14 protein-coding genes are annotated in these 13,789 nt (G+C 46.3%); 10 read left to right on the forward strand and 4 right to left on the reverse strand.

Annotated features, from left to right (window positions below; translation table 11 throughout):
* Window positions 1-49 precede the first annotated feature (49 nt).
* Both CKQ84_RS16385 and CKQ84_RS16390 read right to left on the reverse strand, forming a co-directional pair.
* Entirely contained in the window at window positions 50-721 is a 672-nt protein-coding gene (locus tag CKQ84_RS16385; protein WP_105252068.1) for an RluA family pseudouridine synthase, read from the reverse strand.
* A gap of 75 nt (window positions 722-796) precedes the next feature.
* Window positions 797-1,420: an ACP phosphodiesterase gene (locus tag CKQ84_RS16390; protein WP_105252069.1), complete on the reverse strand. Its 624-nt coding sequence runs from the start codon at window positions 1,418-1,420 to the stop codon at window positions 797-799.
* Between the two features lie 207 nt (window positions 1,421-1,627).
* On the opposite strand from CKQ84_RS16390, the gene CKQ84_RS16395 reads away from it, so the two are divergent.
* The 10 genes from CKQ84_RS16395 to CKQ84_RS16440 all read left to right on the forward strand — a co-directional run bounded on the left by CKQ84_RS16395 (window position 1,628) and on the right by CKQ84_RS16440 (window position 10,105).
* Window positions 1,628-1,837 carry a hypothetical protein gene (locus CKQ84_RS16395; protein WP_105252070.1) on the forward strand — a complete coding sequence of 70 codons (210 nt, stop codon included), beginning with the start codon at window positions 1,628-1,630 and terminating at the stop codon, window positions 1,835-1,837.
* A gap of 62 nt (window positions 1,838-1,899) precedes the next feature.
* The gene (queA, locus tag CKQ84_RS16400) at window positions 1,900-2,937 is read left to right on the forward strand and encodes a tRNA preQ1(34) S-adenosylmethionine ribosyltransferase-isomerase QueA (protein WP_105252071.1); all 1,038 of its coding nucleotides are present in this window, start codon (window positions 1,900-1,902) and stop codon (window positions 2,935-2,937) included.
* Between the two features lie 161 nt (window positions 2,938-3,098).
* On the forward strand, window positions 3,099-4,223 hold the full coding sequence (gene tgt / locus CKQ84_RS16405; protein ID WP_006082277.1) for a tRNA guanosine(34) transglycosylase Tgt: 1,125 nt from the start codon (window positions 3,099-3,101) through the stop codon (window positions 4,221-4,223).
* A gap of 27 nt (window positions 4,224-4,250) precedes the next feature.
* Entirely contained in the window at window positions 4,251-4,583 is a 333-nt protein-coding gene (yajC, locus tag CKQ84_RS16410; protein WP_007649452.1) for a preprotein translocase subunit YajC, read from the forward strand.
* A gap of 17 nt (window positions 4,584-4,600) precedes the next feature.
* The gene (secD, locus tag CKQ84_RS16415; protein ID WP_028761073.1) at window positions 4,601-6,451 is read left to right on the forward strand and encodes a protein translocase subunit SecD; all 1,851 of its coding nucleotides are present in this window, start codon (window positions 4,601-4,603) and stop codon (window positions 6,449-6,451) included.
* 12 nt (window positions 6,452-6,463) lie between these two features.
* A complete protein-coding gene (secF, locus tag CKQ84_RS16420; protein WP_028761072.1) occupies window positions 6,464-7,411 on the forward strand; it encodes a protein translocase subunit SecF in 948 nt (315 codons plus the stop codon).
* Between the two features lie 235 nt (window positions 7,412-7,646).
* A complete protein-coding gene (locus CKQ84_RS16425) occupies window positions 7,647-7,964 on the forward strand; it encodes a DUF2007 domain-containing protein (RefSeq protein ID WP_028761071.1) in 318 nt (105 codons plus the stop codon).
* 128 nt (window positions 7,965-8,092) lie between these two features.
* Entirely contained in the window at window positions 8,093-8,452 is a 360-nt protein-coding gene (locus CKQ84_RS16430) for a rhodanese-like domain-containing protein (protein ID WP_105252072.1), read from the forward strand.
* Window positions 8,453-8,471: 19 nt separating this feature from the next.
* A complete protein-coding gene (locus CKQ84_RS16435; protein ID WP_105252073.1) occupies window positions 8,472-9,383 on the forward strand; it encodes a bifunctional precorrin-2 dehydrogenase/sirohydrochlorin ferrochelatase in 912 nt (303 codons plus the stop codon).
* A gap of 176 nt (window positions 9,384-9,559) precedes the next feature.
* Window positions 9,560-10,105, forward strand: coding sequence for a YaeQ family protein (locus CKQ84_RS16440; protein WP_028761068.1), 546 nt, complete (start codon window positions 9,560-9,562; stop codon window positions 10,103-10,105).
* 82 nt (window positions 10,106-10,187) lie between these two features.
* Here CKQ84_RS16440 and CKQ84_RS16445 read toward each other — a convergent pair whose 3' ends face one another.
* Window positions 10,188-12,644 (reverse strand): S8 family serine peptidase, encoded by a 2,457-nt coding sequence (locus tag CKQ84_RS16445; protein ID WP_105252074.1) that lies wholly within the window; start codon window positions 12,642-12,644, stop codon window positions 10,188-10,190.
* Window positions 12,645-13,366: 722 nt separating this feature from the next.
* Window positions 13,367-13,783 (reverse strand): rhodanese-like domain-containing protein, encoded by a 417-nt coding sequence (locus tag CKQ84_RS16450; RefSeq protein WP_173913194.1) that lies wholly within the window; start codon window positions 13,781-13,783, stop codon window positions 13,367-13,369.
* Window positions 13,784-13,789: the final 6 nt, after the last annotated feature.

Genomic DNA, 13,789 nt, shown 5'->3' on the forward strand with positions numbered 1-13,789 from the left:
GCTAAGTCGCGACCTTTTGCTTTTATGGAATTGTAGCGAGTGGTTTAAGTTATTCAGTAAATGGATGTTTGCTGCTAAAAAACAGCGATTTACCCGAATAGGGATGGGTCAAACTTAAGCTTTGTGCATGTAAACATAAACGCGGTTTGGCCTTGATAACCTCGGCATCACCATAAAACTCATCACCCAAAATCGCATGGCCTAGGGCAAGCATATGCACACGCAATTGATGGGTGCGGCCTGTTTCTGGCAAAAGCTCGACTAAGGTGCTGTTTTCTCGGCGCTCTAATACACGGTAGTGAGTGAGGGCGCTTTTGCCGCCAGTCTCTCCCGCCTGTAGCGTTTTTTGATAGGGCGGATGTTCAGTGTCTGGCACTATCGCGAGGTCAATAATCCCCTGATCTTGCAGCACATGTCCCATCACTTCGGCAATATAGACTTTCTTACTCTGTCTATCTTGAAACTGTGTTTTTAAATGCGACTCCGCTTTTTTATTACGGGCGAACACCATAATGCCCGAGGTCGCGCAGTCGAGCCTATGCACTAAAATTGTTTCTGGATAAAGGGCTTGTAAGCGGGTTAACGCGCAATCGAAGGTGTGAGCCGCTCGACCCGGATTAGATAATAATCCCGAAGGTTTATTGATGATAATCAGATCTCTATCTTTATAGCGTATGTCTAGCCAAGGAACTGCTGGGGGCTGGTAATCAAATATCTGCATCTTGTCCTCATTTTTGCGCGGCCATACTAGCAAAATTTACGCAGGCACACAGCATAATCTCATGCTTGCTTATTCTTAGAGGGGTGAGGGCAAATATTCTACAGGCGTCTTACGGCTCCAAATACGGGTATAAGCCATCAGCTGCGGATAAAAAGTGCGGAACGCGGTTTCGATTTCTATCTGCATTTTATTGACGACTTTATGGGCATCTTTAAACAGTGCGGCTTGCGGATGCTGTTTGGCCACTTGTGCTAAGGCTTGTTGTAATCCTTTTTCGGTGGTGTAGCTGCCTAGCCAATCGGCGCTGCGCATTGTGGGCAAGAGTGTAAATAATGCCTCTGGATGGTATGGATCAACGCCTTGCGTGGCCAAAGCATCTAACGCGTCATAGGCCTTGCTGCTGAATTCATCCAAGGGTTGGTGGTGATATTCTTCCCAATAGTAAGCTAAATAGTGATCGAAACTCACCGCCATGAGTTCTGCTGCTATGCTTCTTAAGGGCGCAGGGAAAGCTTCCATTAATTCAATCGTCAATTCATGGCTGGCGCAGAGGGTATTAATCTCTTGGTTTAGCCATAAGGCTTGGCGTAACACCATTGGGGCTTGCGCAATTGGCGCTTGAATATAGTTACCTGCTACGTTGGCAGCAAGGTGGGTTTTACTGATGTCGGCGAGATGTAAGTGTGTAAGAAAGTTCATTATTTGTGCTTGGTTAACCACGTCGGTTCACGGTATCATGCACAAGCGCGCTTAGGAAAGCGCCGAAGCTAAAAATGCAGTATTTTTTCACTTTTTATTGATAATGACATTTGATTCGCCGTGAATAATTATGGCTGACTTAAACGTTGACATAGTAATCGATAAGGGAAAGTGAAATAAAATCAATAACCTTTTTTAGGATCATGGATGATGTGGAACTGGTTCACCAAAATGCTTGGTAAAGACGAGCAGCAGAAGCGCAAAAAAGTGCTAATAGAAATCCCCTTTGAACAACACCGTTTCAGCATGGATGACTTTAGTCGCTCGCGGCTAAAATTCGATGCCGATGACAATCAGCCCCAAGATGGCATCAATCCAGTGGAACCCGAGCAAGAAGTGGACACTGGCAATAAGTAATCTTGATCTTATTGGCCTCTAACCATAGACTAGCCGCCGTTCTAAGCTATCTAGAGGCCAATATGCGCGTTGCAGACTTTTCTTTCGATCTTCCCGATGAGCTGATCGCTCGTTATCCTATGGCGCAGCGTAACGCATCCCGTCTGTTAACCTTAGACGGCAACTCTGGCGCGTTAGGCGACAAACAGTTTACCGATTTGCTGGGGATGATTAATCCCGGTGATTTAATGGTGTTCAACAATACCCGAGTGATCCCCGCGCGCATGTTTGGTCAAAAGGCCAGTGGCGGTAAGTTAGAAATTTTAGTTGAGCGTATGCTCGATGATAAGCGCATCCTCGCCCACGTTCGTAGCTCTAAATCCCCTAAAGTGGATTCGTTAATCCATCTCGATGGTGGCTATCAGATGAAGATGGTCGCCCGTCACGATACTTTGTTTGAACTTGAGTTGTTATCCGAGTTAACCATCTTAGAAGTGCTTGAAGCAGTAGGGCACATGCCTTTGCCTCCTTATATCGATAGACCCGATGAAGATGCCGACAAAGAGCGCTATCAAACTGTGTATAACCAAAACCCTGGTGCAGTTGCCGCGCCAACGGCGGGTTTACATTTTGACGATGCCATGCTCGATGCATTAAAAGCCAAGGGCGTGAATGTCGCGTTTGTGACCTTGCATGTGGGCGCGGGAACATTTCAGCCAGTGCGTGTCGATACCATTCTTGAACACAAGATGCATTCCGAGTGGGCGAATGTACCGCAGGACGTGGTTGATTTAATCGCGCAAACCAAAGCTGCGGGTAAACGTGTGGTGGCCGTAGGGACGACGTCAGTGCGCTCCTTAGAAAGTGCGGCACGCGCAAGCCTTGGCGAACTCAAAGCTTTTAGCGGCGATACCGATATCTTTATTTACCCAGGTTATGAATTCCAAGTGGTCGATGCTATGGTGACAAATTTTCATCTACCTGAATCAACTTTGATCATGTTAGTTAGTGCTTTTGTCGGTTTTGATCATGTTATGGCGGCGTATCAACATGCTATCACGCAAAAATATCGCTTCTTTAGCTATGGCGATGCGATGTTTGTGACGAAAAAAGCCCACTAGACTAAGATTTTGTTTTAAAATAGCCGCCCAAAGTGAGATTGTGCGGCAATTTTTTTCGTTAAAAGATTGAACCTTTTAACCCTGTCCCCATCTCTATTGTTAATCAAAATGGCATTAGCCATTAAAAATGTAGTCAGACTGTTTATCTGGCGAGGTGAATTATGAAATTTGAATTAGACACTACCGACGGGCGTGCGCGCCGTGGTCGGTTAATTTTTGATCGTGGCACAGTAGAAACCCCCGCTTTTATGCCGGTAGGAACCTACGGCACAGTGAAAGGCATGACACCGGAAGAAGTTCGTGCCACTGGCGCGGATATTTTGCTCGGTAACACTTTCCATTTATGGTTGCGCCCAGGCGAAGAAATCATGCGTAAGCACGGTGACTTGCATGACTTTATGAACTGGCAGCGTCCTATTTTAACGGACTCGGGCGGTTTCCAAGTGTTTAGTCTTGGCGATATCCGTAAGATCACCGAAGAAGGTGTGCATTTCCGTTCGCCTATAAATGGTGAGAAAATCTTCTTAGATCCTGAAAAATCAATGCAAATTCAAGATGCATTGGGCAGTGATGTGGTGATGATTTTTGACGAATGTACCCCGTATCCTGCCACTGAAGATGAAGCGCGCAAGTCAATGCAGATGTCTTTGCGTTGGGCAAGACGTTCGCGTGATGAATTTGACCGTTTAGAGAACCCTAACTCACTCTTCGGTATTATTCAGGGCGGTGTGTATGAAGATTTACGCGACGAAAGCTTAAAAGGCTTAGTCGATATTGGTTTCGACGGTTATGCCGTCGGTGGTTTGGCCGTAGGTGAGCCTAAAGCAGATATGCATCGCATTCTTGAGCATATTTGCCCGCAAATTCCTGCAGACAAACCTCGCTATCTGATGGGGGTCGGTAAACCAGAAGATTTAGTTGAAGGTGTACGTCGTGGTGTTGACATGTTTGACTGTGTGATGCCAACCCGTAATGCCCGCAACGGTCATCTGTTTACGAGTGAAGGTGTGATCAAAATACGCAATGCGCGTCATAGAGATGACACGTCACCACTTGATACTAAGTGTGATTGTTATACCTGTAAAAATTATTCACGGGCGTATCTTTACCACTTAGATCGTTGTAATGAGATTCTGGGTGCGCGTTTAAACACCATTCACAACTTGAGATACTATCAAATGTTAATGGAAGGTTTGCGCGGTGCGATTGAGACGGGTACATTAGACGCCTTTGTGGCGGACTTCTATACCAGTCAAGGTCGCGAAGTACCAGAGTTAGTCGATTGATTTTTTGCTAATAAGAAGAGAAAAACTATGTTTATTTCAAATGCATATGCAAGCGCTGCCGGCGCACCACAAGGTGGCGGCACGATGGAACTGATTTTCATGCTGGCGATTTTCGGCCTGATTTTCTATTTCATGATTTTCCGTCCGCAATCAAAACGCGTTAAAGAGCACAAAAATCTAATGTCTTCATTAGGCAAAGGCGATGAAGTGTTAACCAGTGGTGGGATTTTAGGCAAGATTGCAAAAATCAGCGACGAAAGCGATTACGTGTTACTGAGCTTGAACGACACAACACAAATCACGATCAAAAAAGACTATATTGCAGCTGTATTGCCTAAGGGCTCTATCCAGTCGTTGTAAGCCAAGAGGGCTCAGGCGTGTTAAATAAATACCCAATGTGGAAAAACATTATGGTGATGCTCGTCATCGCCATAGGTTGTTTCTATGCCGTACCTAACCTTTTTGGTGAAGATCACGCGGTGCAAGTGGTGGCGACTCGAGGTGCTGAAGTAACAGCATCTACCCAAGCCAGTGTGAACGAGCTGTTAGCCAGTAAGAGCATTGCGGTAAAGCGCTCTGAGCTTGAAAAAGGTCAGTTGTTGGTCCGTTTGCAAAATGCGGATCAACAGCTACTGGCTAAAGAACTGATTGCTGACAGCTTAGGTGATAAGTTTACTGTGGCACTTAACTTAGCGCCTGCGACGCCTAAGTGGCTCGAGTCCATGGGCGGTAGCCCAATGAAGCTTGGTCTTGACCTTCGCGGTGGTGTGCATTTCCTCATGGAAGTGGACATGGGCGAAGCGATTCGTAAGATGGAAGAAGCTAAAGTCGCTGATTTCCGTTCACAATTACGTGAAGAAACCATTCGTTATGCTGGTATTCGTGTTAATGCCACTGGAATTGAAATCAAGTTCCGTGATGCTGAAAACTTAGCGACTGCCGAGCGTTTTCTTAAGACTCGCAATCAAGATATGGTGTTCACCGATGCTAGCCGTGGCGAAGATTTCGCGCTGCAAGCTGTGATGAGTGAAGCTTATCTAAAGCAGATTAAAGAAGAAGCACTGCAACAAAACATTACTACCATTCGTAACCGTGTTAACGAGTTAGGTGTGGCTGAGCCTGTAGTACAACGTCAAGGCGCCGAGCGCATTATCGTTGAGCTGCCAGGTGTGCAAGATACGGCTCGTGCTAAGGAAATCTTAGGTGCAACCGCATCAATTGAATTCCACATGGTGGATGACAAAGCCGATCCGAATGCTGCGCAATCAGGCCGTGTACCTGCGGGTTCTGAAGTGTATCAGCGCCGCGAAGGTGGCACTGTGATATTGAAGAAAGAAGTGATGTTGACGGGTGATCATATCACTGGCGCACAACCTAGCTTTGACCAGTACAGTCGTCCTCAGGTCAGTATCAACCTCGACGCTAAAGGCGGTACCATTTTCTCTGACGTGACCAAAGACAACATAGGCAAGCCTATGGCGACTTTGTTCATCGAGTATAAAGACAGTGGTGAACGCAATGCCGATGGCAGCGTTAAGATGCTGAAAATTGAAGAAGTAATTTCGGTTGCTACTATTCAAGCACGTTTAGGCCGTAACTTTGTGATCACTGGCTTAAGTCATGGTGAAGCACAAAACCTTGCGCTATTACTGCGTGCGGGTGCCTTGATTGCCCCTGTATCAATTGTTGAAGAACGTACCATTGGTCCAAGCTTAGGTGCTGAAAACATTCAAAGCGGTGTGCAAGCTATGGTATGGGGTATGGCAGTTGTCTTACTCTTTATGTTGGTTTACTACCGTAGCTTTGGGCTTATTGCTAACCTGGCTTTAACCGCAAACTTAGTCATGGTTGTGGGCGTTATGTCTATGATCCCTGGCGCTGTGTTAACCCTACCCGGTATTGCCGGTATGGTGTTGACGGTCGGTATGGCGGTTGACGGCAACGTGCTGATTTATGAGCGTATTCGTGAAGAGCTTCGTGCAGGACGTAGCGTACAGCAGGCAATCCATGAAGGTTATGGTAATGCTTTCTCAACTATCGCCGATGCGAACATCACCACCTTCATCACTGCGCTCATTTTGTTTGCCGTAGGTACTGGTGCGATTAAAGGCTTCGCTGTGACCTTAATGATAGGTATTGCGACTTCTATGTTTACCGCCATCGTGGGTACTCGCTCAATCGTTAACGCGATTTGGGGTGGTAAGCGCGTGAAGACTCTGTCTATCTAAGGGGAAGTGACAATGATTGAAGTTTTATCCTTAAAACATACAGTAAACTTCCTCCGCCATGCACTGCCTATTAGCATTATGTCGGCAGTGTTAGTGCTGGGCTCGCTGGTATCGCTCGCAACTAATGGCGTTAACTGGGGTCTTGATTTCACTGGCGGTACTGTTGTTGAAATGGAGTTTACTCAGCCGGTTGATTTGAATGCGCTGCGTGTGCAACTGACGACGCCAGATTCCGAAGGTGCGATCGTGCAAAACTTCGGTTCTAGCCGTGACGTACTTGTACGTTTACAGGTGAAAGAAGGCGTTAAGAGCGATGTGCAGGTTAAGTCTATCATGGAAGCCGCGCAGAAAGTTGACCCACAAGTGCAGCAGAAGCGTGTTGAGTTTGTTGGCCCACAAGTGGGTAAAGAACTGGCAGAGCAAGGTGCATTGGCGGTATTAGTTGCGCTGATTTGTATCATGATCTATGTGTCGTTTCGTTTCGAATGGCGCTTAGCGTTTGGTTCTGTAGCGGCACTGGCGCACGATGTCATCGTGACCTTAGGGGTGTTTTCGTTATTTCAATTGGAATTTGACTTGACCGTATTGGCGGGCTTGTTGACTGTGGTGGGTTACTCACTTAACGATACTATCGTGGTATTTGACCGTATCCGTGAGAACTTCCTTAAGCTGCGTAAGAGCGATCCTGAAGAAATAGTTAACATTTCAATCAGTCAAACTATGAGCCGTACCATTATTACAACGGGCACGACTTTGGTGACTGTTGTGGCCTTGTTCCTTAAGGGCGGCACTATGATCCATGGCTTTGCGACTGCATTGCTGTTGGGGATTTTTGTGGGTACTTATTCCTCTATCTATGTGGCGAGCTTCTTGGCCGTTAAACTGGGTATCAATCGTGAACACATGATGCCAGTTGAGATTGAGAAAGAAGGCGCAGATCAACCTCCTATGATGCCTTAAAGGTTAATTTGGAGTTAAAAAGCCACCGACGAGGTGGCTTTTTTTGCATCAATTTTTTGAGGCGTATCTGACATTCTGCTAGCAAACTCACAAAGTTATAGTCAGTTATGCTGTAAAAAGTGAATGTTAATTTATTTAACAACTGATGTAAAAATCAGCGCTCGACAGCCTCGGCTATTTAGCAGTAGGATGTCGGCAACCCATATTCTAGAGAGTTGTAGCCGTAGGATGTCGCATGGAAGAACGTAAAGTGTTAGTTGCTGGTGGTAATTTATTGCAGGCCCACACATGGAAAGGTTTATTGGAGGCCTGTGGCATTCATGTTGAACTCAGAGGTGAAGCGTTATTAGGCGGCATTGGTGAACTCCCTACTGGGATGCAAAACGTCGAGTTATGGGTAGGTGAGTCCCAATACGCGTCGGCACAAGTTCAATTGAATGCGTTGGATGTTGAAAGTCCGCAATGGCAGTGTGTGCAATGCCATGAGACTAATGAAGGCAGTTTTGAGCTTTGCTGGCAATGTAGCTCAGAGCGCAGCGAGAGCCACAACTAGTCTTTCACTGGCAACTTTCTCAGCTTTGCGGTGAGGCTGAAAGATTGCGTCTGCAGGATGAGAAGATTACACTTTGCTGATAAGCTGACATTCATTATGTCATTCAATATCTTATCTAGGAGTTAGTGATGCAGCATCCCAATGCATTTTCCGCCCTTGTTGACGCTATTCTGCCTAATATCACCGAAGTGACAATCGAAGCTTATCAGGCCGATGACCGCTGGCACCTTGTTGATGTGCGTGAGGATCGTGAGTGGCTGCAAGATCATTTACCCCAAGCGAAACATTTAAGCAGGGGTATTTTAGATCGTGATATTGAAGCGCGTTTTCCCGATAAAAATACCCCCATATTACTCTACTGCGCGGGTGGTGCGCGCTCCGCCTTGGCTGCTCATAATCTGCAACTTATGGGTTACACCCACGTTGCCTCTATGATTGGTGGCTATAAGGGCTGGATACAGCGTCAACTACCAGTGGTGCAGGACTAAGCGTTCAGGATCTCATCTAATGCAATATTTCCCCTTGTTTGTCGATACGGTTAACTTAAATGTCCTGCTGGTGGGCGCGGGCGATGTGGCGAGCCGTAAGTTAGCACTGCTGACACGTACTGAAGCCAATATCCACGTGGTAGCGCCAGAGGTGAACCCTGAGGTGCAACGTTATGCAGATGCTGGCCGCATTTTGTTATCCCAGCGTGAAGTCGTCCATGCCGACATTCAAAATTATGATTTGGTGTATTTAGCTACGGCAAACGACAGTCTTAATGCCGAGTTAGCGACCTTAGCTACCGCGCGTGGTATCTGGGTTAATGCTGTTGATAATCCCGCCTTTTGCCGCTTCATCACTCCTTCTATTGTGGATCGAGGTCGTTTAGTGGTCGCGATCAGCACTGCGGGCGCTGCACCGGTATTTACACGCACGATTCGCTCGCGTTTAGAATCTAGCCTACCGCAGTCACTCAAACCGTTATTCGATTTTGTTGCTGATAGACGCGTCGAAGTACAAGATAAACTCGATTCAACCTCGAAACGCCGCTTATTTTGGGAGCGTTTTTTCGATACCAATGGCGACCGTTTCGATAGTCGTACCACCGAGCATTACCATAATGCGTTTAATAACTTAGTCAGCCGCGGCGAAATCCTTTTGTTGGATGATGCAACGTCTGTGGACTTATTGCCGCTCGCCGCCATGCCATTATTACAGCGCCTCGATTGGATATACAGCCAAGGGGATTTGAGCGTCGAACTCACTGAACTTGTTCGCCGCGACGCAGATCGCGGTTTTTTACCCGCTTTCAGTGAATTGAGTCAACAGTATGAGCTGGGTACGCGCATGCTACTGGTAGCGGATACGCAAAAAATCAGCTTGTTGAAAGCCCATTTCCCCACGGCTAAACATCTGCGACCCGGTGCGATTTAATTTCTTACCGATTCAGCCTTGGGTTCGATTTAACCTTCTGTTCGATTGCACGTTTTGTTCGATTTCATGGGCGTATTCTATTGTTCGTTTGAGCTAATGCCGAGTCTCAGGTAGACTCGGCAGCCTTATTTTAGGATTTCGCTGTTTCAGGATTTCACTCTGCATTTAGGATGACTATGGCCCTCAAGGCGACCGTGTTTAAAGTCAATTTACAGATAGCCGATATGGATCGGAATTATTACCAAGACCATCAATTGACGCTTGCACAGCATCCTTCCGAAACCGATGGCCGCATGATGGTGCGTTTACTCGCGTTTATTGTGAATGCCAGCGAAACCTTAAGTTTTAGTAAAGGTCTGTGCGTCGATGACGAGCCAGAGCTATGGGACAAAACCCTATCCGGTGAAATTGAGTTGTGGGTTGAGTTTGGTCAGGCCGATGAAAAATGGCTTCGAAAGGCCAGCGGCCGTGCCAAAGTCGTACAGCTCTTTACCTATGGTGGTCGCAGTGTACCGATTTGGTGGAAACAGAATCAGCAGGCATTAGAGCGTTATCAGAATTTAAAAGTGTGGAATATTGCCGAAGAGTCCGTCACGGCGATGGAAGCCTTTGTTGGGCGTAATATGGCATTGCAAGTTTCGATTAGTGAAGGCCAAATTTGGTTATCGGATAATGAAACCAGCGTGTTGATTGAGCCTGAAATTCTCAAAGATATTGAATAACATGTTTTGTAAAAAAGAGCCTGCAATTGCAGGCTCTTTCCGTTTATCACTTTTAAGTATCAGTAAGAGTATCGATTTTGATTTATTTGAAGCTCAGTTCCCAGCTATCGATATAGCCAGCATCACCACGGCCACTGTCTACGGCTTTTAACTTCCATACGCCGTTCGAATTCGCACCTGTCATATCTGCGGTATAGCTCTTGTTGATATTGTCTGCACCAAGACCTGTGTTGTTATGCAGGGTAACCGTTTTTCCTGAAGGGCTGATCAGCTGCACTTTTAAGTCACCAATATAAGGGTGGACTATGTTCACGACTGCAGTCACAGTACCTGAATCACCTGTGCGAGTAACCGTGATTGGGCTAGTGATCCCCGCCGCTTTGTTATCAGGAATATTATAGTTATCAGCATTGGTATAGCTCGTTGGCGTACCGCCGCCATTAGACGCTGTGTAGTTCGCCGTTAACGACACACCAGTGAAAGCCGAATCGCCTTTCACCATGGCATAGTAAGTGCCTGATTGTACGTTGGTGATTGGACAAGACTCACTATTGCCACTTTTATACGGACGGCAATCGTAATTAGTGGTGGTTGGCGCCGCGCCATATTGCACATACAAGTCCGCATCACCTGTGCCACCGTTCATCACAAAGCCTAGGTTAGTTGCACCTGCTGGAACTTCAAATGAAAAATGTAATTCTTCACCTGTTGCGCCTGCTAAACCTGTTTTCGCCACACCGTTCACCAGAACACTATCGCCCGGTTCGGTTGGATCGACAGGACCCGTTGGACCAGTACAAGATGCGTCTAGGAAGGCTTTTGCTGCAACTGCATTAACTAAACCATAGCCATAGTAGTTGTCACGACCCGCAGTACCAAGATCTTCGGCGGTCATTTTCAATGCGTTACGGACTTGCGCCGCACTACATTCTGGGTGGTAGCTCCACACTAAGGTCGCAACACCTGACACATGCGGTGTCGCCATAGATGTACCATTGTAGTACTCGTAATCTTTATTGCCTTGGTTGCTGACAGTGACTGTGGCGCCCAGTTGATTGCGCAATGCTAAGCCTGTTGCACGATCAACAGATACAGAAACCATATTGATTTCGTTGTTAGCATCGACAAGGAAGGGGTTTTGTAAGCCGGGTAATGCCGCGTTACTGTAAACAATCGTCGCACTGGCGCCCGCATTCTTACAGGCTTTAGCTGCGTTAATTTCAGGGTAGCTAGTGCCTTGATTACCAACACGTTCCACTAAACAAATCTTATTGGTCATGTTGCCGCAGTTGAAGCTTGTGCCGCTAACGGTACATTCTGCCAAAGTTGCAGTGCTGGTACCGTTAAATGGTGCGGGGACATAGCTGCTACCAGAGGGTATCAGGCGATTGTGCGGTACGACACCTGAGTCAAAGTAAGACTGATTGCCGATAGTGATATCGGCTAAACGGCCTTCGCCACGGGTAACAGTCGATAGAACGGCTTCACCAGGGCCTGATATTTCCACTTGGTTGGTGTATTGGGAGAATGCTGAGTGGTCTTTATGGCTATCCACAGAGGCGACAGACATGACGCCATCGTAGGATGCTGGGTAGCTGTGAGTGCTATTCCCATCGTTACCCGCAGCAGCAATCAGGAGAACACCATTATTATAGTGGGCGGCCAGAGCGTTACGCTCAGTGGTGCTAGAACCTGAACCACCTAAACTCATAGTGACAACATTGGCGCCGTTGGTGACACAAGTATCTACGGCAGCGACTAAGGATGAAGAGTAGCCCCAGCCAGATTCATTAAACACTTTGATCACATGAATATTGGCATTTTGATTTGGCATAACGCCGATCACGCCATCATTGTTGGCAATCGCCGCAATCGTCCCCGCAACGTGGGTACCGTGGGCGTTATTATTGCCCGGCTCAAACCAGTTACCCGTGCCTGAGTTATTGGTCCCTGTGACATTGTTGCCACCTAAGTCGCTGTGACTACGGTCGTAGCCTGAGTCGATAATACAAATAGTGCGGTTGCCCGCTTGGCTGTCGCTTAGCTGGGTTGCTCCTACAAAAGTTTGGCCCCAAGGCGTACTTTCACTTAGAAAGCGGCGTGGCATATCTTCTTCGACATATTCCACATCAGCACGGGTTTTTAATGCATTGATCCCTTTGGCATCGAGTTTCACCGAGTAGCTGTTACTGCGGCCGATACGCTTCATTTCCTTCGCTTGTACTTTATTTAATGCGGTATGTTGGGCACTGATTTCGGCCATTTGTGGCTGATAATTCATTGTGGTTGGTAGCGTATCTGTTGTCGCGTCACTGAGTAACTGCAGATCACTCGTTGATTGCACACTATTGGCTGACATGATGGCCGCGGCATCAGTGTTTTTAAACTTCACAATGTAACGCTTTGGCAGTGGGGAGGTTTGTGCTTGTAATGCTGCGGCAAAACCTAGGGCTTGTGGTGCTGCTTGTACACCGGCTGAGATCGCAATAGCTAAGCTTGAAAGGCTTAACGCTATTTTAGTGGTTCTGTTGATTGTCATGTTCTTCTTCCATGGTCAATTTAGTGTTAATCATTATTATTTTATGTTTCATAAGAATAACTACGACTCAGATGCTACTCGGTTAGTGAATTTATCTGCGACTAAAGCATTTGTAAATCAATTGTTAACGGTATGGCGGTTGGTAAGTATTTAGATTTAATAGGCATTTATAGTGCATATAAATTCAACTTGTAACGAGTTGTAACCAAATTTTATTAAAATATTTGTTTTTTTATGTGATAAACGTGAATAAGTGAATACGAATTTACGACTCCATATACTGGTTTTTGATTGATTTTGCTGTTAGCAATACATTGAAATTTATATATATATTTTTTTTGTGATTAAAAATAACAAAAACAAACTTTAAGTTTTCATCATAATGAGAAGATTTTCTCAAGTGATTGATTATGCGAAATTGTTGCAAAAGGCTGTCAATAGGGTGGCAGTTGCCAATTGATTGACTTTACTTAGGCTGTTTGGGAATACGGGTGTTACTTATTTTATAGAACTACTAAAAAATCCTGTGCTCTTTCGTCCACAATGAATCTGGTAAAAACTTATTAATCCACCCCTGCTTAATTTCGATATTTTATTTAGACAATAAAAAAGCGCCCTAGGGCGCTTTTAGCCGTTAAGCCTTGAATGGCTAGAGCGAGGTGAGAGTACTAAAGTGATTTATTCTTACTTCCCCACACTAGAGTCAATTTGATGGTTGTTAATTACTTAGCGGGTGTTTTTTGCGCCTCAACTAAGCTGGAGTAACCGCCACCATTATAGGTTTGGGTGTATCCGGCAGCGACTAAGGCTTCGGTCGCAATACTGCTACGACGGCCGCTGCGGCAATACAAGACGACGGGAGCATCTTTGGCGATGCCACGCTTAGCAAACTCCTCTGTCACTTGCTCAAAGGGAATATTGACCGCATTCGCTAAATGACCTTCGGCAAATTCTTCAGGCGTTCTAACATCGAGCACCATAGCGCCTGCGGCAATTTTATCCCATGCGATTGCAGGATCTTGGTCGGCTGCGCTGGCTATCATGGGCATTAGCAGCAGTGGCATGAGAACCAGTGATTGCAGGCTTAATAGGGCTAAGCGCATTAGGCTTTGGCCACGGGTTACGAGGTTGTGGGTCACTTTATC

It is taken from the genome of Shewanella sp. WE21 (genome assembly GCF_002966515.1).
Classification (GTDB): domain Bacteria; phylum Pseudomonadota; class Gammaproteobacteria; order Enterobacterales; family Shewanellaceae; genus Shewanella; species Shewanella oncorhynchi.